The sequence below is a fragment of the Variovorax sp. PBL-H6 genome, from assembly GCF_901827155.1.
Taxonomy (GTDB): Bacteria; Pseudomonadota; Gammaproteobacteria; order Burkholderiales; family Burkholderiaceae_C; genus Variovorax.
Genome location: NZ_LR594659.1, coordinates 2,562,635 through 2,584,098, shown reverse-complemented (window position 1 = coordinate 2,584,098; position 21,464 = coordinate 2,562,635). Strand labels below are relative to the sequence as shown.

Here is a 21,464-nt window from a genome sequence, read left to right as displayed (position 1 = left end):
TCGCGCAATGTGTTCAGGGGTGGCGGGTCGCCTGCCGGCCGGCAGCGGCGGTGGCCTGCGCCGGTGGCTGCCAGCCGCCGCCCAGCGCGCGCGCGAGCCCGACCTGGGTCTCGAGGGCGCGCGCGGAGAGGTCGACGGCCTGCCGGCGCTCGGCGAGCACCGTGGTCTCGGCCGTCAGCACGTTGAGATAGTTGCCCAGGCCCGCGCCATAGCGCTGCACGGCGATGTCGTAGGCAGACTCGGCGGCGCGCTGCGAGGCGGCCTGCTCGGCCTGCTGGCGCGCCACCGCCTGGGCGCTCGCGACCTGGTCGGCGACCTCGCGCACGGCGTCGAGCACGGCCGCGTTGTAGCTCTCGATCGCGGCATCGAGGTCGGCCGTCTTGCCGCGCAGGTTGGAGCGAAGGCGGCCGCCCTCGAAGATCGGCAGCCGTACTGCCGGGCCCACGCTCCACTGCTCGCTGCCCGACTTGAAGAGCTGCCCGAAGCCGAGCGCCGAGAAACCGGCGAAGGCCACCAGGTTGACGTTGGGATAGAACTGTGTCTTCGCATTGGCGACATCGCTGGTCGCCGCCTCGACGCGCCAGCGCGCGGCAGCGATGTCGGCGCGGCGGCCCAGCAGGTCGGCGGGGATCGTCGGCTGCAGTGCGATCGGACGGAGGCTGTCGAGCTTCGGTGCCGCGAGTGTCCGGGTGGCGCCGGGTTGCCCCACCAGCGCGTCCAGCGCATTGCGTGCCAAGGCGATCTGCTCGTTCAACGCTTCGATCTGCTGGCGCCCCTGCGGCAGGCCGCCTTCGCTCTGGAACTGCTCGAGGCGCGTATCCAGGCCGGCCGAGACGCGGTCGCGCACCAGCTTGAGCGTCTCCTCGCGCTGCGAGAGCGTGCGCTGGGCCACCGCCAGCTGGTCATTGAAGCGGGCCCATTGGACGTAGGCACGCGCCACGTTGCTCGCCAGGAGGACCCGTGCCGCGTCGGCATCGGCGGCGGCGGCATTGGTGCTGCCGACGGCAGTCTCGATGGCGGTGCGGTTGCGGCCGAAGAAATCGAGCTCCCAGCTCGCGTTGAGCTGGAACGTGCCGAGCTCCTGCCGCGAGCCGCCCAGAGGCGCGGGGTAGATGTAGTTGCTGCTGAACTGCTGCTTGTTGAGGTCGAGCTGCCCGTCGACTTTCGGCAGTCGACCGGCCTCGGCTGCGCCGATGGCAGCCTGTGCGCGCTCGAGACGGGCTCGCGCCACTCGCAGGTTGGGGTTGCCTCGCAGCGCCTGGTCCACCAAGGTGTTGAGCTGGGCATCGCCGAAGCCGAGCCACCATTGGCTGTCGACAGTGGGTGTTGCCATGGCGGCGGCTTCGGGTGCGATGCCGACCGAAGCGGCGTCGCGCAGGCTCGCGTGCGGATCGATGTGGCCCATGTCGGCGCAGCCGGCCAGGAACAGTGCTGCAGCAGCGGCCAGGGCCGCCACGGGTCGCCGGGCGGTTTCAGGAAGAAGCGGGGTCATTCTTTTCTCCACGGGCCGCGATGGCCTGGGCGTTGTCCAGGAGGCGGCGCAGATAGTGCTTGAGCTGCATCCATTCCTCGGGGCTGAAGCCGGTGAGGAGTTCGTTCTGCACGCTGCACAGCACATGGGGCACTTGGCGAGCGGCTTCGCGCCCCTCATCCGTGAGCTCGATGTTGACCACGCGGCGGTCGGAGACCGAGCGCACGCGCCGGCACAGGCCCTTGGCTTCCAGGCGGTCGAGCAGGCGGGTCATGGCGCCGGTGTCGAGCTGGCACTCGCGCGCGAGTTCGGCGACGGTGGTTGCGTGACCCATGTGCAGCTTGAACAGGGGCGCCCATTGAGGGAAGGTCGGGCCGCCCGGCTCCGACATCTGGCTGGCCACCGCCTGCGCCAGCATGGTGGTGATGCGTCGCATCATGTGGCCGACACTCTCCTCGGCGTTGTAGGAATCGGGCTTGTAGAACCCGATGGTCTCGCCGTCGGGACCAGGAGGCGGCGCAGCAGCGGCGCGGGCGGGATCGGGGGAAGCAGGCATGGCGCGAATATAGTTGTCGTGACAGTAATTGTCAAGGCGACCTTTGAAAGGGCAAGCGTTCGTTAGAATGCGGCCCATGGTTTCCCCTAGCTCGTCGACAGCCGCCAAGGGCGCGCCCAAATCACTTTCCGGCCTGTCACCTTTCCTGCGGCCTTACCGGGTCCAGATTGCCCTGGCCGCGGCATTCCTCGTGCTGGCAGCGATTACCACGCTCGTGTTTCCGGTTGCGCTGCGCGGCTTGATCGACGGTGGCTTGGCCGGGGCCGACCGAGGCGCGCAGACGATGGCACTGCGCGATCATTTCCTCGCCCTCTTCGGCGTCGCGGTGGCGCTCGGGGTCTTTTCTGCGGCGCGGTTCTACACGGTGAGTTGGCTCGGCGAGCGCGTGACGGCCGACCTGCGCAATGCCGTCTATGCCCACGTGCTGCGCCAGAGCCCCGCCTTCTTCGAGACCACGCAGACGGGCGAGGTGCTGTCGCGCCTGACGGCCGACACGACGCTGGTCCAGACCGTGGTGGGCTCCTCGCTCAGCATGGGACTGCGCAATGCGGTGATGGGCGCCGGCGCGCTGGCGATGCTGGTCTGGACCAACCCGTATGTGATGGTGCAGGTGCTCGGCATCCTGGTGCTGGTGGTGCTGCCCAGCATGTGGTTCGGCCGCCGGGTGCGCCGGCTCTCGCGCGCCAGCCAGGACCGGGTGGCCGATTCGAGCGCCATCGCGGCCGAGGTGCTGAACGCCATTCCCGTGGTGCAGAGCTACACGGCCGAGTCGCGCGAAGCGGCGCGTTTCGACGCCTCGACCGACAGCGCCTTCCGCACCGCCGTGCGCCGCACCAAGGCCCGCTCGGTCCTGGTGGCGTTCATCATCATCGCCACCTCGGCGGCCCTGCTGTGGGGGCTGTACCAGGGCACCCAAGCGGTGCTGCGGGGCGACATCACTGCCGGGCATCTGGGGCAGACCGTGGTCTACGTGATCATCCTGGCAAGCGCCGCGGCGGTGCTGGGCGAGGTCTATGGCGACCTGCTGCGCGCGGCCGGCGCCACCGAGCGGCTCATGGAACTGCTGCACGCGAAGCCGGCGATCGTGTCGCCGGCCCGACCGACGCAGGCAACGGTCCCGGTGGCCGGGAGTGCAGTGCGCCTGGAGCAGGTGACCTTCCATTACCCGTCGCGGCCCGGCACGCCGGCGTTGCGGGACTTCAGCCTGGACATCGCGCCCGGCGAGACGGTGGCGCTGGTGGGATCGAGCGGCGCGGGCAAGAGCACGGTGTTCCAACTGCTGCTGCGCTACTACGACCCGCAATCGGGCCGCATCCTGCTCGACGGGGCGCCGCTCGCCGACATGGCGCTCGACGCCCTGCGCACGCGCATCGGGCTGGTGCCGCAGGACGCGGTGATCTTCTCCGCCAGCGCCTTCGAGAACATCCGCTACGGCCGGCCCGAAGCCAGCGCCGAGGAGGTGCATGCCGCGGCGCGCGCCGCCTTCGCCGACGACTTCCTGCGAGCCCTGCCGGAAGGCTACGACACCTTTCTCGGCGAGCGCGGCGTGCGCCTGTCGGGCGGCCAGCGGCAACGCATCGCGATCGCGCGGGCCATGCTGAAGAACCCGCCGCTGCTGCTGCTCGACGAGGCGACCAGCGCGCTCGACGCCGAGAGCGAGCGCATGGTGCAAGCAGCGCTTGAATCGGCGATGACCGGGCGAACCACGCTGGTCATCGCGCATCGGCTTGCCACGGTGCAGAAAGCGAACCGCATCATCGTGCTCGACCACGGGGGCATCGTGGAGCAAGGCACGCACGCTGCGCTGGTGGCGCAGAACGGGGTCTACGCGCGGCTGGCCGCGCTCCAGTTCAGCACGTAGTCCGCAGCAACGGGGCAGGCACGCAACCTGCGGCGGCATGTCAGATGGATCACAATGACTTTCGCATGCACTACGACCTGACCGACCTGCGCTTGTTCCTTCACGTAGGCGAGACGTGCAACCTGACCCGCGCCGCAGAACGGGCCTTCCTGTCTCCGCCCGCGGCCAGCATGCGGATCAAGCAGCTGGAGGAAAACTTCCACACGCCGCTGCTGCTGCGCCAGGCCAAGGGCGTGCAGCTCACGCCGGCCGGCGAGCGCATGTTGGAGCACATCCGCCTGGTGTTCAACCAACTCGAATGCATGCACTCGGCAATGCAGCCGTTCGCAAGCGGCGTGAAGGGGCGCGTGCGCCTGCTCGCCAACAGCACGGTCGCCAGCACCTTGCTGCCCGGTGCGCTGTCGGCCTTCCTCGCAGAGCATCCCGACATCGACATCGAGCTGGAGGAAAGCAGCTCGCGCGCAGCCGCGGTGGCCGTCGCCAAGGGCGCGGCAGACATCGCGATCGTGGCGGGAAGCGTGATCCCGGAGGACCTGGACGTGCTGCCGCTCTACCGCGACGAGCTGGTGCTGATCGCGTCTCCGCTGCTCGGGCCGCGCAAGGAAGGGCCGGTCCGCCTGGCCGAGCTGCTGGATCACACGCCCTTTGTCGGGCTCAACCAGAACAACTCGATTCACAACTTCGTCGACGGCATCGCACGGCAGCTCGGCAAGCGGATCAACCTGCGCATCCAGGTCGGCAACTTCGACGCGGTCTGCCGCATGGTCGAGGCCGGAGCCGGCGTTGCGGTGGTGCCGCTCATCTGCGCGCAGCAGTACGGGCTCAAGCGGCTGCGCGTGATGTCGCTCGACGAGTCCTGGGCGCGGCGCGACATCAGCCTCGTGCGGCTGCGCTCGCACACCCTGCCCCAGTCGAGCGAGTTGCTGATCGAGCACCTGCGCCGCCAGGTGCGGGCGCTCACCGGCGACGAGCCCGGCGGCTAGCCACGGGCGCCGCAGCGCTGCGGAAGGATCACAGCAGGGGCGTGTGCCAGCCCCACTCGTCCGGCACCATCCGCCGGACGCATTCGAAGTACATCGCCTGCACGCGCCGCGTGATCTCGCCGGGCTTGCCGTCGCCGACCGGCAACCGGTCGATGCTGGTGACGGGGATGATCTCCTGCCCGGTGCCGCAGATGAACGCCTCCTGCGCAAAGTAGAGCTCGCTGCGATCGACTTCGCGCTGAATGACGGGCCGGCCGAAGCGGCGCTCGTACAGGCGGATGATCGAATCGCGCGTGACGCTCTCCAGGATGCTGCTGCCCAGGTTGGGCGTGATCAGCTCGCCGTCGCGCACCATGAAGAAGCAGGCGATCGGGGCTTCGGAGACCTTGCCCTGCGACGTGAGCATGATCGCCCCGTCATAGCCGTCCGCCTGCGCCTGCAGCTGCGTCAGGCGGGCGTTGTGATAGTTGGCCGTGGCCTTGATGCGCGGCGGGCTCGCGTTGTCGGAGAGCCGGCTCCATGAGCTCACGCCGAGCTGCATGCCGGTCTCCGCGAACTTGGGCTTGTCGCGCGGCTGGGCCACCGCGAAGTAGCTCACCGGCCCCCGGGTCGCCATCAGGCCGATGCCCGAGATGAAGACGAGCAGCCGGATGTACACGTCGGTGTCGGGCGAGTTCGCGCGCACGAGGCGCGAGAGCGCTTCCTGCATCTCGTCGACCTCGATGCGGCGGTCGAAGCGCATCACCTTCATGCCCACCTGCAGACGCTCGATGTGCTCGCGCAGGCGGAAGAAGCTGTAGCTGCCATCCTCGGGCCGGCGATAGGCGCGCAGCCCTTCGAAGACGGTGGTGGCGTAGGTAACGGCGAGCGACAGAGGATGGATCCTCGCATCCGCATGGCGGATGATCTCCCCGTCCGACAAGACCCATTCAGGCGTCCACATGCTTGACCTTTTCTTGCTCGTTCAATGTTGAATCAGTTGTTGCCGAGCTTGAGCTCGGGCACCAGCTTGGCCATCTTCCGGTTCACGTCGGCGATGGTGCGCCCGAAGGCGGTGGCATCCATGTAGGCACCGGTGCCGGAGAGCTTGCCCAGCATCTCCCGGAAGCCCGGCTCGCCCACCATGTCTCGCCCGGCGGCTTCCCAGGCCTTCACCGCATCCTCGGGCATGCCCGCGGGGCCGGCGATGCCGTAGAAGATCGGCACCGAGACCGGGAAGTTCAGCTCCTTGTAGGTCGGCACATCGGGGTAGCCGGGAACCTTGTCGGGCCCGCTTTCCGCGAGCAGCCGCACGCGCCCGCTGGAGGCGAAGGGCGGGAACTCCGCCGCGACCAGGGCCTGGATCTGGCCGCCCAGCAGTGCCGAGATCGCCTCGGCGCCTCCCTTGTAGGGCACGTAGGTCGCCTCGATGCCTGCCGCCTGGAATGCGGCGGCAGTCGAGATGTGCGTCGCCCCGTTGGTGGCGGCCGTTGACCAGAACAGCTTGCCGGGGTTGGCCTTGCCCCAGGCGATCAGCTCCTGGATGCTCCTCCACTGCGCATCGGCCTTGACGAACAGGGGTTGCGCGCTGACCAGGAACTGGAAGAGATAGCGGAAGTCCGCGACCGGGTCGTAGGGCAATTTCTGCAGGTACGGCGCCACCGTGAACGGGCTGGAGGTGGCCAGTGCAACCGTGTAGCCGTCGGGACGCGTCCGCGCGAGTTGGCCGGCCACGATGGTGCCGCCGGCGCCGGGCTTGTTTTCCACCACCACGGTCGTCTTCCAGCGTGCGCGCAGGAACTCGGCCATCCACCGGGCCCAGGTGTCGCCACCGCCGCCCGGCGCGAAGCCGACCAGGATCGTGACCGTCTTCAAGCTGGACGGAAAAGCCTCGGCAGCCCAGCTGCCGGTGTGCGGCAGCCCGGCGAGTCCGGCAGCGGAGAGCGCCATCATCTGGCGGCGAGACATCATCATCGGGATCCTCCGGTTCAAATGCGAAGCAGGCCAGCGGCCTGCACGGTTTCGGAGAGCCAGGTCGGCGAGACCGCGAGGTGGGCGGCATCGGGGGCGGTGGCGGCACGCGGGCCGATGGTGATCATCGCGTCAGCCTCGCATGGCCTTGAGCTGCTGCGCATAGCCGGCCGCTTCGACCTCGACATCGATCAACGCAGGCCCCTGGCCAGCCAGTGCGGCCTGCAATGCGGTGCGCAGCCCGTCCTCGTCGCGCACGCGCCAGCCGGCGCCGCCTGCCCCTTCCATGACTCGCGCGAAATCGTGTCGACCCCAGCGCACGCCGCGTGTGGGGAGTTGCCGGCTCTGCTGCTTCACGTCGATCAGCGACAGCGCGCCGTCGTTGAAGACAACGACCAGGATGCGCGCGCCCGCCTCGACCGCGGTGCACAGCTCGCCCATGCACATCATCAGCCCGCCGTCGCCCGTGAAGCAGACCACCGGGCGCGTCGGGTCCTCGATGGCCGCAGCGATGGCGGCCGGCACGCCGAAGGCCATGGAGGCCAGGCCATTGGAGATCAGGCAATCGCCCGGTTCCTCGCAGGGGAAAAAGGTAGTCGCCGAGAACATGTGGGCGCCAGCATCCACCGACATGCGCGGGCGCAAGCCGGCTTCGGCGCAGGCCTCGGCGGTGAGCTGGACGAGACGATCCGGCGCCACGCCCTGCGACACCGGCCCGTAGGCCAGGGCGCGCTGCACGTTGCTGCGCAGGCGCGCAATCTCGCCGGGCTCCCAGGTGCTTGCCGCGAGGCCATGACCGCCCAGCGCCTCGAGATTGGCCGCGAGGCTGCCGTAGACGCCAAGCGCCGGCTTCACGTAGTGCACGGAATAGCCGTGCACGCCGATGTCGAGCACCGGGATGTCGTAGGGCCAGGGCTGCAGGATCAGCTCCACCGGGTCCATCCCCACCAGCACGATCAGGTCGGCCTGGTGCACGCATTCCTGCTCCTGTGCGCCGCCGGTGAACACGCCCGTTACCAGTTCATGCCGATCGGACAGTACGCCCTTGGCCTTGTAGGTGGAGAGCACGGGGCAGCACAGCCCCTCGGCCAGCGCGCGCAACTGCGGGGCCGCGCGCCGCGCCTCGAGCCCGGCAACGATCACCGGGCGCCGGGCTTTCGCGATCATTGCCGCGGCCTGTTTCAGCAGCATCGCGTCGGCGACGGCCGGCGGGGTCCGCGCTGCCTCGGGCAACGTCCGGCCCAGAGGCTTGCGCGCGACCGCGCTGGTGAGCTCCAGGTGCACCGGACCGCAAGGCGCGGTGCAGGCAAGCGTCACCAGGCGGCGAATTTCCGCGCCCGCGTCGTCGCCGTCGAGCCGTCCGTGGCCCTTGACCACCGGCGCGAGCATGGCACGCTGGTCGAACACCTGGTGCGTGATGTAGCCGAGCTGCGCGGGCGTGAAGCCGTCGGTGATCACCATCACCGGCGCGCGGTCGAGGCTTGCGTAAGCCACGCCGTTGGCTGCGTTGGCTACACCGGGCCCCTTGGTCATGAGCGCCACGCCCAGGCGGCCCGTGCTCTCGGCCAGGGCGCCCGCCATCATCACGGCGGCGTTCTCGGTCTTGGTCAGCGTGAAGGCGATGCCGCGCCGCGCGGCCGCCTCGATCACGTCGAGCGACGAGCCGCCGCCGGGCACGCCGTAGATCCGTTGCACGCCGGCTTCTTCCATCGCCTGCGCGAGGGCCTCGGCCACTGTCATTGTCGTCGTCATGCTTGTCCTGGCGCTCTCTTCAGCGGCGGATGTAGGGGTTGGCCACCGGCGCGCCGGTGTAGAACCAGACGCTCTTGGTCTGCAGGTACTCGCGGATCGATTCCATGCCGTTCTCGCGGCCCAGGCCCGAGGCCTTCACGCCGCCGAACGGCGTGGTGTAGCTGGTCGAGCGATAGGTGTTGACCCACACCGTACCGGCCTGGAGCTGCTTCGAGAAATTCACGGCGCGGCGCAGGCTTTCGGTCCACACGCCGGCCGCCAGGCCGTAGTTGGTTCCATTGGCGATGCGGATCGCTTCCTCGTCGCTCGAAAAGCGGATCACCGAGAGCACGGGACCGAAGACTTCTTCCTGCGCGATCCGCATGTCGGGCCGCACGTCGGTGAAGATGGTCGGCTGCACGAAGAAGCCGCGCGCACCCGGCGGCTGGGCCGCCACCTCGCCGCCCATCACGCAACGCGCGCCCTCCTCCTTGGCGATGCGCAGGTAGTCCACCACCTTGCGGAACTGCGGCTCGGTGGTGACGGGGCCGATCTGGGTGTCGGCATCCATCGGGTCGCCGAAGCGTGCCTGGCCGGCCAGCGCGAGCAGCTTGTCGAGGAACTGGTCGTGGATGCGTTCGTGCAGCAACAGTCGCGACCCCGCGATGCAGGTCTGGCCCGTTGCCGCGAAGATGCCGGAGATCGCGCCCGAGACCGCATCGTCGATGCGCGCGTCGTCGAGCACGATGTTGGCCGATTTGCCGCCCAGCTCCAGCGTGGTGTGCTTGAAGTCGCGCGCGGCCGCGACGGCGACGTGGCGTCCGCCCGACTCGCCACCGGTGAACGCGATCTTGCGCACCAGCGGATGGGTGACCAGCGGCTCGCCGGCTTCTGCGCCGTAGCCGGTGACCACGTTGACCAGGCCCGGCGGCAACCCGGCCTCTTCGCAGACCCGCGCGAACTCGAGCGTCGAGGCCGAGGTGAATTCCGAGGGCTTGATCACCACCGCGTTGCCGGCTGCGAGCGCCGGCGCGACCTTCCACGCCATCAGCAGCAGCGGCGAGTTCCACGGCGTGATGCAGGCGGTCACGCCGATCGGCTCGTGGCGCGTGAAGTTGAGGACGTCGGCCTTGTCGATGGGCGGGACCGTCCCCTCTATCTTGTCGGCCAGTCCGCCGAAGTAGTGGAACCACTCGGTGAGATAGCGGCACTGGTTGAGCATCTCGGCCAGCAGCTTGCCGTTGTCCTTCACCTCGGTGCGCGCCAGGTGCTCGGCGCGTGCGGCCAGCAGGTCGCCGAGCCGGCGCAGGCGGTGGCCGCGCTGGGTGGCGTTGATGTGCGCCCATTCGCCTTCGTACATGGCGCGGTGCGCCGCGCGCGCCGCGGCATCGACGTCTTCGGCGTTGCCGCGCGGGATGCGGCACCAGGCCTCGCCGGTGTAGGGATTGACGGAGTCGAACCATGCGCCGCTCGCGGGGTCGCGCCAATGGCCGTCGATGTAGAGCTGGTATTGCTGCATCGCAGGTGCCCTCATTGCCCGGCCTGCAGCGGCAGGTCGACGATCAGGTTGCGATAGCGGTCCACCGTCACGCGCGCGCCCTCGGGCACGACCACGGTCGACTCGCGCTCCTCCACGATCGCGGGGCCCTGCAGGTCGGTGTCGATGCCGAGCCGGTAGCGGTCGTACACCGGCGTGTCGACGAAGCGCCGGCTCAGCACGCTGTAGACCGGCCGGCGGCCCTTCAGCGCGCTGCCCCGGTCGTCGAGCGTGGCCACGGCCGCGGGGGTGATGTCGGGGGTCTCGCTCATCACGACCACGCGCCACGAGACGATCTCCACCGGCGCACCGCGCTCGGTGCGGCCGTACAGCTGCTGGTACGCGGCTTCGAAGGCGCGTTCGAGCCGGCTGTCCATGCCTCGCGCCAGCCGGTGGTCGTCCAGCGGCACCAGCACCTCGAAGCCCTGTCCCACGTAGCGCATGGCGGCATTCACCTTGACCAGCACCTTCACGCTGCCCATGCCGGAGGCCTCGAACATCGCGCGGCCCTGGGCCTCGAGTTCGTCGACCAGGGCCCGCACGCGCCCGGCATCCAGCTGTGCCAGCGGCGTGATCTCCGCCCGCACGAACTGGAAGGACATGGGCGAGGCCAGGAAGCCGAAGGCCGAGGCCACGCCCGCGCCCAGCGGGCACACCACGCGCCGGATGCCGAGCTTGAGGGCGACGTGGCAGGCATGCACCGGCCCGGCGCCGCCGATCGGCACCATCGCGTAGTCGGCCGCCTTGCGCCCCTTCTCGAGCGCATGGATGCTGGCGGCCTGGGCCATGGTCTCGTTGACGGTCTCGTGAATGCCGAAGGCGGCTTCCACCTCGTCCAGGCCGAGGCGTTGGCCGATGTTCGCCGCCAGTGCCTGGCGCGCGGCCGGCTCGTCGAGCGCCATGTCGCCGCCGAGGAAGGCCTTGGCGTCGAGGTAGCCGAGCACCAGGTCGGCATCGGTCACCGTGCCGTCCTTGCCGCCCAGGCCGTAGCAGGCCGGACCGGGCACGGCGCTGGAGCTGTCGGGGCCGACCTGGATCAGGCCCATCTGGTTGATGCGCGCGATGCTGCCGCCGCCGGAGCCGACCTCGATCATGTCGACCGCCGGCACCTTCAGCGGAATGCCGCTGCCCTTCTTGAAGCGCGCCTGGCGCGCCACCTCGAAGTCGGTCGTGACGGCCGGCTCGCCGCCTTCGATCAGGCAGGCCTTGGCGGTGGTGCCGCCCATGTCGAAGCACAGCACGTTGTCGGCGCCTGCCAGGCGGCCGATCAACGCGGTGGCCTGCACGCCGCCCGCCGGCCCTGATTGCACGAGACGGATGGGGTACTGCATGGCGGTGCTGTAGTGCACGGTCCCGCCGTCGGACTGCATAAGGAAGAGTTCGCGCTCGATGCCCATGGCGCGCATGCCATCGATGAGGCCCGCGATGTACTTGCGGAACAGCGGCTGCACGTAGGCGTTGCACACCGCCGTTGCGCTGCGCTCGTATTCACCGAGTTCGGGCATCACCTCGCTGGAGATGCAGACCGTGGTGTGCGGCAGGTGCTTCTCGAGGATGGCCTTGGCGCGCTGCTCGTGCGCCGGAAAGCGGTACGAATGCAGGAAGCAGACCGCCACTGCTTCGTAGTCGCCTGCGGCGAGCTGCTGCGCGAGGGCTTCCATCTGGCGCTCGTCGAGCGGCGTGATCGCCTCGCCTTCCGGGCCGACGCGTTCGCGCACCTCGAAGCGCGCGGAACGTTCGATCAGCGAATCCACCGGCTGCAGGCCGATGTCGTAGATGTCGTAGCGCCATTCGCGACCGATCTGCAGCACGTCGCGAAAGCCGTCGGTGGTGACCAGCGCAGTGCGCACACCCTTGCGCTCGATGAGTGCGTTGGCCACCAGCGTGGTGCCGTGGATCACCGCATCGACATCGCGCGCGTGCACGCCGCTCTTCTGCAGCAGCAGGCCGATGCCGTTGAGCACGCCGCGCGAAGGATCGTCCGGCGTGGTCGGCACTTTCTCGTTGACCAGCATGCGGGCCTCGGTGTCGAACATCACGAGGTCGGTGAAGGTTCCGCCGATGTCCACGCCGATGCGATAGCGGCGTGCGTCTTGTCCCTTTGCGTTCACGAGTTCGGTTCCTTCGATGCCTTTGTTTCGTTCCTGGCAGCCGCAAGGCTCAGCCGGTCGGCCTGGAGGCCGTAGTCGCGCTCGGCCGCGGCCAGGCTCACGATGCCGTTGACCAGGTCCTTGCGGATTGCGTCGAGCCGTCGCTCGGCGGGCGGGTACATGCCGCCCCCGCCGGGTGTCTCGAAGGTCGCGACGTCACCCTTCTTCATGGCCACGACCGACTTGGCGGCGATGCGCTCGCCATTGAGCATGTCCACGCCCGCCGAACCCGGCAGGCCGCCGAGGAAGCCGCGGGGCGGATGCTTGACGCGCTCGTGCCGGATCACGAAGGTCAGCGGATCGTCCGAGGTGGAGCGGAAGGACAGGCGCTGGCCCGGCCCACCCCGGAAACGGCCTGCGCCGCCCGAGTCGGTGATGAGGCGCTTCTCGGTCACGATCAGCGGCGTCTGCGACTCGAACTGCTCGATGGGGCTGTTGGCCACGTTGGTCGGGAAGCTCAGGCAGGCCGGCCCGTCGGACGCGGCGCGCGCACCGTAGCCGCCGCTCATGAAGAACATCTTGACGAACTTGCGGCGTGCCTTGTCGTTGCCCTTGAAGTAGATGTTCCAGATGGGCGAGCCGCTGTCGGCGGCCACGCGCTCGGGGATCATCTGCGCCAGGGCACCGAAGATGGCGAAGGGCAGGTAGTGGCCCGAGAGATGCCGTCCCCACACCGGTGCCGGTCGCGTCGGGTTCACCAGGCAGCCCTCGGGCGCGAGGATACTCAGCGGCCTGAGCGACCCGTCGTTGTTGGGAGAGCCCGGATCGAAGGCGCACTTGATCGCGTAGGCGCTGTACGCAAAGGTGAAGTTCATCACCGAGTTGATCGGCTTGTCGATCTGGCCCGTGGTGCCAGCATAGTCCACCGTGAGGTCCGAGCCCTTCTTGCGCACGGTGCAGCGGATGGACAGCGGCAGGTCGTAGCCGTCGGCGGTCACCTCGTCGTGGAACTCGCCGTCGGGCGCAGCCTCCAGCATGGCACGCATGCTCTGCTCGGAGCGGTCGAGGATCTGGTCGGTGATCTGGCGCAGGTCGTCGATGCGCTCGTCGTCCAGCAGCTTGATCAGCCGCTTCTGCGCCTGCTCGAAGGCTGTGAATTGCGCGCGCAGGTCGCCAAGCGTCTCGGTGGATTCGCGCAGGTTCTCGGTGATGAAGGCCACCACGTCCGCGTTTTCCTCGCCCCGCCGCATGATCTTGAGGGCGGGAATGCACAGGCCTTCTTCATAGCAATCGCGGGCGAACGGATTGGGCGCGCCGCCGATGTCCACCGTGTGGAAGGTGGAGCCAACGAAGGCGATCAGGGTGCCGCCGCGGAAGATCGGCCGCACCATCGTGATGTCGTTGAGATGGCCGGTGCCCATCCAGGGGTCGTTGGAGATCAGCACATCGCCCGGCTCCAACGTCTCGCGCGGATGGCGCTCCAGGATGGCCTTGAGCGTGCGCGGCATGGTGCCTAGAAAGGAAGGAATCGAGCGCGAGGACTGCGCGAAGACGCGCCCGTCGGCGTCCATGAACGACATCGCAAGGTCCCAGTTCTCCCGCACGACCACCGAGAAGGAGGTGCGGACGAAGGTTTGCGCGATCTCGTCCATCAGGCCCGTCAGCCGCTGCCAGACGATGCCGAGCTGCACGGTGTTGATGTCTTGTCTCATCGGATTGGAAGGTGATGCCTTCGCTCGAGGCAAAGGACGAGTGGTACATGGAGGCAAGTATGTCGAGCGCTCGCGGCGCTGACCATTCGCCGTTCGATAACGGGCCGTTCAATGGCGCTGAATGGCGCTGAGCCCCTGCTCGGCCCGGCAGCGTTCAGGCAGGCTGAACGTTGCCCCCGGAGGATGTGAATTCAGCGCGTGGGCACACGTTCCTACCATGTGCCGCAGTGGTTCTGCATGGCGCGCGACAGGCATCAGGACCGGTCAGCCCAGCCCCCCGAGGAGTTTCATCCGTGTATCCGAACCTGTTGTTCAGGCGATGCGTCGCCGCCGCACTTTTCTGCATCGCCGGCGCGGCCGGCGCCGCCTACCCGGACAAGCCGATCCGGATCATCGTGCCCTACCCGCCCGGTGGCAGCGTCGAGATCGTTTCGCGCGTGATCAGCGACCGGCTGGCGCAGGCCCTGGGTCAGCCGGTGGTGGTCGAATCGAAGGGTGGTGCGGCCGGCAACATCGGCGCGTACTACGTGGCCACGCAGCCGGCCGACGGCTACACGCTGGTGATGGGCACGCAGAGCACGCACGGCACCAACAACCTGCTGTTCAAGGAAACGCGCCACGATCCGGTGAAGGACTTCGAGCCCATCACCATGGTGGCGGCCGCGCCGCTGCTGCTGGTGGTCAACCCCAAGGTGCCGGCCACCGACGGCCCATCGCTGCTGAAGTACATCGCCGACCAGAAGGACGGCGTGAGCTTCGGCTCCGCCAGCACGGGCGGCGGGGGTCACCTGGCCGGCGAGCGCTTCAAGAAGCTCACGGGGCTCAACCTGGTCCACATCCCCTACAAGGGAAGCGGGCCGCTGCGCACCGACCTGATCGCGGGCCACGTGCCCATGAGCTTCGACAACATGGCCTCCGCCCTGCCCGCGGTGCAGGCCGGGCAGCTGCGCGCACTGGCGGTGACCACCGCGACACGCAGCAGCGTGGCGCCCGAGATTCCCACCATGGCCGAGGCCGGCTTCCCGCCGTTGGTGCTGGACACCTGGTATGCGCTCTTCGCGCCGGCAGGGACGCCCAGGCCGATCGTCGACCGGCTCAACAAGGAGGTGGTGAAGATCCTGCACGAGCCTGCCGTGACGGAGCGGCTGCGCGGCCTGGGCATGGACGTCGTCACCACCACGCCCGAGGGGCTTCGCACGCGGGTCGTGGAGGACACCGCGCGCTACAAGCGCATCATCGACGACGCGAAGATCGAGGCGCAATGAAGGCGGGAACATCGGCAGCAACAGCGTCTGCGTCTGCGTCTGCGTCTGCGTCTGCGTCTGCGTCTGCAACACCGTCTGCGACTGCGGCGCTGCCCGCGCCCTCGATGGCCGGCCACCCCGGCGTCGGCATGGCCTTCAAGGCGCGCCTGGCACGCGGCGAGCTGCTGCTCGGCTGCAACGTGCGGCACTCGCGCACGCCGGAGATCGGCGCCATCCTCAGGGATTGCGGCTACAGCTGGCTCATGCTGGACAACGAGCACAGCCCGATGACGCCGCACCTCGGCTACGACATGGCGCTCGGCGCGCTGCGCGCCGGGCTGCTGCCCTTTGCGCGGGTGCGCCGCAACGACGAGGCCGAGATCGCCAGCTGGCTCACGAACGGCGCACTCGGCGTGGTGGTACCGCACGTCAACTCCACCGACGAGGCGCGCCGTGCGAGCCGCGCGGCCAAGTACCCGCCGCAGGGCACGCTTTCCGTGCCGGGATCGATTCCGCAGTTCGGCTACGGCATTCCGCTGGCCGAGGCGAGCAGGCGCTTCAATGAAGAGTCGGTGACCATGCTGATGATCGAGAGCGAAGCCGCCGTCGAGGCCGTCGAGGACATCGCGGCCGTGCCCGGTGCGGACGTGCTCTTCGTCGGCAGCAGCGACCTGGTTTTCGACATGGGCCTGCCCGGTGGGTACGACCATCCGCGCTACGTGGGCGCGCTCGAGCGCATCGCATCGGCGGCGCGCGCGCACGGCAAAGGCTTCGGCGTGGGCGGCGTCGGGCGCGATGCGCAATGGGAGGCCGTGCTCGCGCTCGGTGCCCAGGTGGTGTTGACCGAGAACGACCTGAGCATGCTCGTCAACCGAGCGCGCGAACGCTCGGCCTTCTTCGCGGCCCTGGCGCAGCGCCGCCCTCCTCCTCAGACCTGAGACATCCACGATGCAGACAACAGCACAGATACAGGACCGCGACCAGCTGCGCGACGCGCATCCCAAGCGGGTGCGCGAGGCGATCCGCGAGGGCCGCTGGGACGGCCCGACGGTGGGCATGGCGCGCGGCTACATCCAGACCAACGTGGCGATCGTGCCCGAGCGCCACGCCTTCGACTTCCTGCGCTTCTGCCTGCGCAACCCCAAGCCCTGTCCGCTGGTGGAGGTGCTCGAACCCGGGGACCCGGTGCCGCGGCAGTCGACGCCGGGGGGCGACCTGCGCACCGACGTGTCGCGCTACCGCGTGTTCCGCGACGGCAAGCTTGCCGAGGAAGTACGTGACCTGCGCGCGCTGTGGCGCAAGGACCACGTGGGTTTCCTGATGGGCTGCAGCGTGTCCTTCGACCAGGCGATGCTCGACGGCGGCATCGAACTGCGCCACCTGCAGAGCGGCACCGGCCGCATCGCGGTCTACGAAAGCGGCATTGCCTGCCAGCCGGCCGGCATGTTCCACGGCAACATGATCGTGAGCATGCGGCCGATTCCGAAGACGCTGCTGGTGCGTGCGATCGAGATCACCTCGCAGTACCCGATCGCCCACGGCTCGCCGGTGCATGTGGGCGATGGCGCGGAGATCGGGATTCCCGACATGGCGAAGATCCACAGCGGGAAGGTCAACGAGGTCGGACCGGATGAGGTGCCGGTGTGGTGGGGCTGCGGCGTCACGCCGCAGGCGATCGCGGTCGCGTCGGGCGTGCCGGAGATGATCACGCATGCCACAGGGCACCTGTTTGCGACGGACCTGCGCGTCAGCGCGCATCGCACCGGCCTGTAGCGGCCAGGGCTCGAAGGGCCGCGGGCCCCTTCGAGCGTGCTTCAGCCCTGCTGGTAGCGCTTGCCGAGCGCCAGCAGTTCGGGCGTGCCGATCACGGCATTGAGGCCGTCGAAGTCGAGCATCTCGGCCCGCATCGCGTTGGTGCTGCCGTTGGCGTGCAGCGAATCGAAGTAGCGCTTCATCTGGGCGCCGAGGAAGCGCACCACGCCGCCCGGGAAGATGACGATGCGGAAGCCCATCTCGCCCAGTTCGCCCGCCGACTGCAGCGGTGTCTTTCCGCCTTCGACCATGTTGGCCAGAAGCGCCGCACGGCCGTCGAACTGGCGGCAGGCGCGCTGCATGTCCGCCGGGCTGCGCAACGCCTCGATGAAGAGCACGTCGACGCCGCAGGCGAGGTAGGCCTCGGCGCGCACCAGGGCGGCGTCGAGGCCCTCGATGGCGACCGCGTCGGTGCGGGCGATGATCAAGGTGTCGTCTCGGGTCCTCGCATCGAGTGCTGCCTTGAGCTTGCCGCACATCTCGGCCTGCGGGATGACCGACTTGTCGTCCAGGTGGCCGCAGCGCTTCGGAAAGCCCTGGTCCTCCAGCTGGATGGCCGCGGCGCCGGCACGCTCGAACAGACGCACGGTGCGCTGGGTGTTGAGCGCGTTGCCGTAGCCGGTGTCGCCGTCCACGATGACCGGGGTGTCGACCCGGTCGGTGATGCGGCCGAGCACGTCGGCCGTTTCGGTGGCCGTGGTCAATCCGACGTCCGAGCGTCCATGCGAGGTGTAGGCCACGGCGGCGCCCGACAGGTAGAGGGCGTCGAAGCCGGACTGCGTCGCGACGAGCGCAGAGAACGGGTCATAGACGCCGGGTGCGAGAACCGGCCCGCCGGCGCGCAGCCGCGCCTTGAGCGAAGGCTTGTGCGTCATGCGGTCAACTCACGCGAACGCCAGTGGCCTTGGCCACCGCGGCCCAGCGCTTGAGTTCGGCAGCGATGAAGGCCTTGAACTGCGCGCTCGTGCTGCCCACGGACTCCAGCCCATCATGGGCCAGGCGCTGCTTCACCGCCTCGGAGCGGCCGGCCTTGATCGCGACCTGCTCGAGCATCTTTGCATCTTCGGCCTTCAGCTTGGCAGGTGCGAGCACGCCGTACCAGGTGCGGTAGTCGAAACCTGGAAGCACCTCGTCCATCGGCGCGGCCTCGGGATACGCGGCCAGGCGTTCCTTGGTGCTCACGCCGAGCGCCTTGAGCTTCTTGCTTTCCAGGAAGGGCCGCACCGTCGCGACATTAGACAGCATCAGCTGTACCTGGCCGCCCAGCAGGTCCTGCACGGCGGGCGCCGCGCCCTTGTAGGGCACGCTCACGATGTCGAGCTTGGCCTGGGCCTTCAGCATCTCGCCCGAGAGCTGGCTCGCGCTGCCCAGTCCCGCGCCTGCAACGCTGAGCTTGCCGGGGTTGCGGCGGGCGTAGGCGATGAGTTCCGCCGTGTTCTTGACCGGCAGATCGGGATGGCAGACCAGCAGCAGCGGCGAGGTGGCGATCAGGCTCAAGGGCGTGAAGTCCCGCAGCGGATCGAAGTTCTGCTTGATCCCGATGGCCGGGTTGATGGCGTGGCTGGTGTAGGCCAGCAGCAGCAGGTTGGGGTCTCCGACGGCCTGTGCGACGGTGGAGGCGGCGATGTTGCCGCCAGCGCCGGGCTTGTTCTCCACGATCACCGTCCGGTGCAGTTCCGCTTCCATGGCCTGTGCGAGCGCGCGCCCGACGATGTCGGTGCCGCCACCCGGTGTGGCGCCGACCTGTATGCGCATGGCCTGCGAAGGGCCTTGGGCCCAGCCGTCCAGGTGCAGTGCGCCGAGGCCCAAGGGCGCGGCGAGGCTCAGGAAATGTCGTCGTTTCATCGGTGTCTCCGGTGTCTCTCTGTAGGGTAGTGGCAAGTGCGCTCAGGCTGTCTCGGCAGCAGCACCTTGGGGTACCTCGGGTGGCACGAAAGGCTTGCGCTGCATATTCATGCGCTTGGCCTGCCGGATCTCGAACTCCTCGAAGGCCTGGGTGCGGTTGCTGCCGCGCAGGCCACCGCGCACCGAGCCGGCGCGGTCGTCGCCGTAATACGGCGCCCAGTCCGGCGGCAGTTGCTGGGCGCAGGGCACCGCAAGCCACAGCCGCAGCAGGTGGCGCCTTTGGTCGGGTTCCTCGTGATCGACGAAGCTTGTGCGCGAGTGAACCACGGTGTAGTTGTTGAGCAACTGCAGGTCGCCCTGCTCGAACCACATGGAAAAGAGCAGCGCGGGGTCTTCGAGCAGGGTGTCGATCAAGTCCAGTGCTTCGACCTGCCGGGTGCTCAGGCGCGGGACTTCGGGGAAGTCGCGCTGCGCGGCATTGACGTTCTTGCGGTTGATGCGGAAGGCGAACGGCGCGTCCGCACGGCCGAGCAGCGGGATGGCGTAGTACGGCGGCTGCGACGGGTCCTGCGCGCCCTGGTAGCTGTAGTGGAAGACGCCGCGAAGCGTCTCCACCAGGTCGGGCCGGCGGCGCGCGAACTCGGCCACCAGCGCCTTCGAGCTGACGATCTTGCTGGCGCCGCCCTCCTTGGCCGTGCGGCGGCACAGCAGCGCGACCACGTCGCAGGAGTCGCAATGGAAATCGAGCTGCGCGTTGGTGTTGTAGCCACGGCCGTTGGTCACCTTGTAGCTGCCGCCGGCATCGCGCACGTCGTTGAGGATGTCGCTCGCCTTGTTCTGGGTGCGCGCCACGCCCAGATGCAAGCCCAGGCCCCAGTAGGCGACGCGGCAATCTTCCTCGCTCCAGCGGTCCACGGGAAAGCCCTTGAGCTGGCACATGCCCCAGTGGCCCTGGGTGCAGGCCAATGCGGCCTGCAGCGCATCGACCGAGGCCTGCGGCAGCGGGAAGTCGTCCTGCGTCATTTCCACCAGCGGCTTGCCGGCGCGCCTGGCGTGAGCGAGCGCAGCGTCGAAGCCGGCGACGGCTTCCGGGCTCAGTCGTTGGATCCAGCTCGTGTCGGCAGCGGCCTCGTGGGCGCGCCAGCCTGTGTCGGGGGTGTTCATGTCAGCTCTCCGTGGCAAGTTGCAATCGGTCATCCGGTGCGGCAAGCACGCGGGCATGGCATGAAGTCTAGGGAACACCGACCGCAAGAAAAAGTGACTATATTTGTCGACTTGCATCAAAAATCCTGATGAAGATCGAAGCGTTCCATACCCTCGACGCGGTGGTCCGGGGCGGCAGTTTCGCTGCCGCAGCGCAAGCCATGCACCTCACGCCCAGCGCGGTCAGCATGCAGATGAAGCAGCTCGAGCAGTACCTGGGGCGGCCGCTTTTCGACCGCTCGGGGCAGCAGGTGCGCGTGACACCGGCCGCGCTGGAGCTGGTGGGCACCATGCGACCCGCGCTCGACGCGCTTCAGGGTTTGCGCCACCGCACGCCAACGGGCGTGGCGGGCCACCTCAAGATCGGCATGATCGAACTGCTGCAGCCGCTGTTGCTGCCGCCTGCGATCACCCACACCAGGCGCTTCTATCCCGGCCTGCACATTGCGCTTCGGCGCGGCACGAGCATGGAACTGACCGAGGCGGTGCGTGCCGGCCAGCTCGACACGGCCCTGGTTGCGCGCCCGGCGAGCGGGGCGCCCAGCGGACTTGAATGGACGCCGCTGATCCGCTGCGAGCTGGTCTTCATTGCCCCGCCGCAGAGCGAACCGGCCCACGCCCGGCCGTTGACGGCTGCGCGTGAACGCGCACGGCTGGTGGAACTGATGCGCTCGCTCGACTGGATTCGCTACAACCGCGCGACCACCACAGGGGCGATGGCCACGCGCTTCGTGCGCGGGTTGGTGCCGCAGAAGCGTAGCCTGATGGAGCTCGAAGGCGCGGCCGCGATCGTCGCGATGGTGCATGCGGGGCTGGGCTTCTCGGTGCTGCAGGTGCTCAACCGTGCGCTCTTCGAGCAGTACCCGGTGCGGGTAATGGCCTTGGGCAAGCAAGCCCCCTACTTCGACATCTGCGCCGTTCGGCGCTCCGGCGACGTGAACGACCGGCTGCACCAGGCCTGGACCGAGGCGCTGCGGGCGGCCCTGGTCGAGGCCAAGCTGGCGATCCAGCCGGTCGCGACGCCTACTGAAGCGTTTCCTTGAGCGCGGGCGGCAGCGGGAGAGAGAAAACGGAAATGCCCTCCTCGACCAGGTCGCGGGCCTCCTCGGGCGTGGCCTTGCCGCGGATGCCGCGCTCCTCGGCCTCGCCGTAGTGCATCTTGCGCGCCTCGGCGGCGAAGCGGTCGCCGACGTCTTCGGTCTTGGCCATCAATTCGCGCACCGCGCGCATCAGGCGCCCCTCGGGCGAGTCGTTCTGCGCGACAACCGGCACCGGGGCGGCGTCGGCGGGCGGCTTGGCGCTGCCGAGGTTCAGGCGGGGCGCAGTGAGCAGCTTGGTGATGGCCGTGTCGCCGCACATCGGGCAGGACACGAGGCCGCCGGCGAGCTGCGTCTCGAAGTCGTCATTGGATGCAAACCAGCCTTCGAAGCCGTGACCGTGCGCGCATCGGAGATTGAGGACCTTCATTG

The 21,464-nt window shown here is 68.7% G+C and carries 18 protein-coding genes; 6 read left to right on the top strand and 12 right to left on the bottom strand.

Annotated elements, in window-relative coordinates:
* Positions 1–13: 13 nt before the first annotated feature.
* The gene (locus G3W89_RS12255) at positions 14–1,492 is read right to left on the bottom strand and encodes an efflux transporter outer membrane subunit (RefSeq protein WP_162574335.1); all 1,479 of its coding nucleotides are present in this window, start codon (positions 1,490–1,492) and stop codon (positions 14–16) included.
* Entirely contained in the window at positions 1,473–2,027 is a 555-nt protein-coding gene (locus G3W89_RS12250; protein ID WP_232076490.1) for a MarR family winged helix-turn-helix transcriptional regulator, read from the bottom strand. The genes G3W89_RS12255 and G3W89_RS12250 overlap by 20 nt, the downstream gene beginning before the upstream one ends.
* Positions 2,028–2,103: 76 nt before the next feature.
* Here G3W89_RS12250 and G3W89_RS12245 point away from each other — a divergent pair, with 76 nt between their 5' ends.
* Positions 2,104–3,888 carry an ABC transporter transmembrane domain-containing protein gene (locus tag G3W89_RS12245; RefSeq protein ID WP_162574334.1) on the top strand — a complete coding sequence of 595 codons (1,785 nt, stop codon included), beginning with the start codon at positions 2,104–2,106 and terminating at the stop codon, positions 3,886–3,888.
* A gap of 65 nt (positions 3,889–3,953) precedes the next feature.
* Positions 3,954–4,871 (top strand): LysR family transcriptional regulator, encoded by a 918-nt coding sequence (locus G3W89_RS12240; RefSeq protein ID WP_162577446.1) that lies wholly within the window; start codon positions 3,954–3,956, stop codon positions 4,869–4,871.
* A gap of 28 nt (positions 4,872–4,899) precedes the next feature.
* Here the strand turns inward: G3W89_RS12240 and G3W89_RS12235 are convergent, their stop codons facing one another.
* The 6 genes from G3W89_RS12235 to G3W89_RS12210 all read right to left on the bottom strand — a co-directional run bounded on the left by G3W89_RS12235 (position 4,900) and on the right by G3W89_RS12210 (position 13,891).
* Entirely contained in the window at positions 4,900–5,814 is a 915-nt protein-coding gene (locus G3W89_RS12235; RefSeq protein ID WP_162574333.1) for an aminotransferase class IV, read from the bottom strand.
* Between the two features lie 32 nt (positions 5,815–5,846).
* Entirely contained in the window at positions 5,847–6,824 is a 978-nt protein-coding gene (locus G3W89_RS12230) for a Bug family tripartite tricarboxylate transporter substrate binding protein (protein WP_162574332.1), read from the bottom strand.
* A gap of 129 nt (positions 6,825–6,953) precedes the next feature.
* Positions 6,954–8,573, bottom strand: coding sequence for a thiamine pyrophosphate-binding protein (locus G3W89_RS12225; protein WP_162574331.1), 1,620 nt, complete (start codon positions 8,571–8,573; stop codon positions 6,954–6,956).
* A 19-nt stretch (positions 8,574–8,592) separates the two neighbouring features.
* On the bottom strand, positions 8,593–10,071 hold the full coding sequence (locus G3W89_RS12220; RefSeq protein ID WP_162577445.1) for an aldehyde dehydrogenase: 1,479 nt from the start codon (positions 10,069–10,071) through the stop codon (positions 8,593–8,595).
* 11 nt (positions 10,072–10,082) lie between these two features.
* Positions 10,083–12,200 carry a hydantoinase/oxoprolinase family protein gene (locus tag G3W89_RS12215; protein WP_197893548.1) on the bottom strand — a complete coding sequence of 706 codons (2,118 nt, stop codon included), beginning with the start codon at positions 12,198–12,200 and terminating at the stop codon, positions 10,083–10,085.
* Positions 12,197–13,891 (bottom strand): hydantoinase B/oxoprolinase family protein, encoded by a 1,695-nt coding sequence (locus G3W89_RS12210; RefSeq protein WP_162574330.1) that lies wholly within the window; start codon positions 13,889–13,891, stop codon positions 12,197–12,199. Before G3W89_RS12210 ends, G3W89_RS12215 begins: the two co-directional genes overlap by 4 nt.
* Positions 13,892–14,184: 293 nt before the next feature.
* Between G3W89_RS12210 and G3W89_RS12205 the strand changes: the two genes are divergently transcribed.
* The 3 genes from G3W89_RS12205 (at position 14,185) to G3W89_RS12195 (ending at position 16,908) form a co-directional block, all read left to right on the top strand.
* Positions 14,185–15,156 carry a Bug family tripartite tricarboxylate transporter substrate binding protein gene (locus tag G3W89_RS12205; RefSeq protein WP_162574329.1) on the top strand — a complete coding sequence of 324 codons (972 nt, stop codon included), beginning with the start codon at positions 14,185–14,187 and terminating at the stop codon, positions 15,154–15,156.
* A gap of 104 nt (positions 15,157–15,260) precedes the next feature.
* A complete protein-coding gene (locus G3W89_RS12200; protein ID WP_162574328.1) occupies positions 15,261–16,073 on the top strand; it encodes an HpcH/HpaI aldolase family protein in 813 nt (270 codons plus the stop codon).
* Positions 16,074–16,083: 10 nt separating this feature from the next.
* On the top strand, positions 16,084–16,908 hold the full coding sequence (locus G3W89_RS12195; protein ID WP_162574327.1) for a putative hydro-lyase: 825 nt from the start codon (positions 16,084–16,086) through the stop codon (positions 16,906–16,908).
* Between the two features lie 41 nt (positions 16,909–16,949).
* On the opposite strand, the gene G3W89_RS12190 is transcribed toward G3W89_RS12195, so the two are convergent.
* From G3W89_RS12190 to G3W89_RS12180, 3 genes are read right to left on the bottom strand one after another with little or no spacing between them, the layout of a single operon-like run.
* On the bottom strand, positions 16,950–17,822 hold the full coding sequence (locus G3W89_RS12190) for an isocitrate lyase/PEP mutase family protein (protein WP_162574326.1): 873 nt from the start codon (positions 17,820–17,822) through the stop codon (positions 16,950–16,952).
* Between the two features lie 4 nt (positions 17,823–17,826).
* A complete protein-coding gene (locus G3W89_RS12185) occupies positions 17,827–18,792 on the bottom strand; it encodes a Bug family tripartite tricarboxylate transporter substrate binding protein (protein ID WP_162574325.1) in 966 nt (321 codons plus the stop codon).
* Between the two features lie 42 nt (positions 18,793–18,834).
* Positions 18,835–19,956, bottom strand: coding sequence for a TauD/TfdA family dioxygenase (locus G3W89_RS12180; protein ID WP_162574324.1), 1,122 nt, complete (start codon positions 19,954–19,956; stop codon positions 18,835–18,837).
* A gap of 128 nt (positions 19,957–20,084) precedes the next feature.
* On the opposite strand from G3W89_RS12180, the gene G3W89_RS12175 reads away from it, so the two are divergent.
* Positions 20,085–21,038, top strand: coding sequence for a LysR family transcriptional regulator (locus G3W89_RS12175; protein ID WP_162574323.1), 954 nt, complete (start codon positions 20,085–20,087; stop codon positions 21,036–21,038).
* Here the strand turns inward: G3W89_RS12175 and G3W89_RS12170 are convergent.
* Positions 21,019–21,462 carry a DUF1178 family protein gene (locus G3W89_RS12170; RefSeq protein ID WP_162574322.1) on the bottom strand — a complete coding sequence of 148 codons (444 nt, stop codon included), beginning with the start codon at positions 21,460–21,462 and terminating at the stop codon, positions 21,019–21,021. The two genes, G3W89_RS12175 and G3W89_RS12170, sit on opposite strands and share 20 nt — an antisense overlap.
* Between the last annotated feature and the right edge of the window lie 2 nt (positions 21,463–21,464).

What these genes read in the sequence shown, in the direction of transcription:
- G3W89_RS12255 (WP_162574335.1), bottom strand. Translation starts at nt 1,492, where the DNA reads ATGACCCCGCTTCTTCCTGAAACCGCCCGGCGACCCGTGGCGGCCCTG.
- G3W89_RS12250 (WP_232076490.1), bottom strand. Translation starts at nt 2,027, where the DNA reads ATGCCTGCTTCCCCCGATCCCGCCCGCGCCGCTGCTGCGCCGCCTCCT.
- G3W89_RS12245 (WP_162574334.1), top strand. Translation starts at nt 2,104, where the DNA reads ATGGTTTCCCCTAGCTCGTCGACAGCCGCCAAGGGCGCGCCCAAATCA.
- G3W89_RS12240 (WP_162577446.1), top strand. Translation starts at nt 3,954, where the DNA reads ATGCACTACGACCTGACCGACCTGCGCTTGTTCCTTCACGTAGGCGAG.
- G3W89_RS12235 (WP_162574333.1), bottom strand. Translation starts at nt 5,814, where the DNA reads ATGTGGACGCCTGAATGGGTCTTGTCGGACGGGGAGATCATCCGCCAT.
- G3W89_RS12230 (WP_162574332.1), bottom strand. Translation starts at nt 6,824, where the DNA reads ATGATGATGTCTCGCCGCCAGATGATGGCGCTCTCCGCTGCCGGACTC.
- G3W89_RS12225 (WP_162574331.1), bottom strand. Translation starts at nt 8,573, where the DNA reads ATGACGACGACAATGACAGTGGCCGAGGCCCTCGCGCAGGCGATGGAA.
- G3W89_RS12220 (WP_162577445.1), bottom strand. Translation starts at nt 10,071, where the DNA reads ATGCAGCAATACCAGCTCTACATCGACGGCCATTGGCGCGACCCCGCG.
- G3W89_RS12210 (WP_162574330.1), bottom strand. Translation starts at nt 13,891, where the DNA reads ATGAGACAAGACATCAACACCGTGCAGCTCGGCATCGTCTGGCAGCGG.
- G3W89_RS12200 (WP_162574328.1), top strand. Translation starts at nt 15,261, where the DNA reads ATGGCCGGCCACCCCGGCGTCGGCATGGCCTTCAAGGCGCGCCTGGCA.
- G3W89_RS12195 (WP_162574327.1), top strand. Translation starts at nt 16,084, where the DNA reads ATGCAGACAACAGCACAGATACAGGACCGCGACCAGCTGCGCGACGCG.
- G3W89_RS12190 (WP_162574326.1), bottom strand. Translation starts at nt 17,822, where the DNA reads ATGACGCACAAGCCTTCGCTCAAGGCGCGGCTGCGCGCCGGCGGGCCG.
- G3W89_RS12185 (WP_162574325.1), bottom strand. Translation starts at nt 18,792, where the DNA reads ATGAAACGACGACATTTCCTGAGCCTCGCCGCGCCCTTGGGCCTCGGC.
- G3W89_RS12180 (WP_162574324.1), bottom strand. Translation starts at nt 19,956, where the DNA reads ATGAACACCCCCGACACAGGCTGGCGCGCCCACGAGGCCGCTGCCGAC.
- G3W89_RS12175 (WP_162574323.1), top strand. Translation starts at nt 20,085, where the DNA reads ATGAAGATCGAAGCGTTCCATACCCTCGACGCGGTGGTCCGGGGCGGC.
- G3W89_RS12170 (WP_162574322.1), bottom strand. Translation starts at nt 21,462, where the DNA reads ATGAAGGTCCTCAATCTCCGATGCGCGCACGGTCACGGCTTCGAAGGC.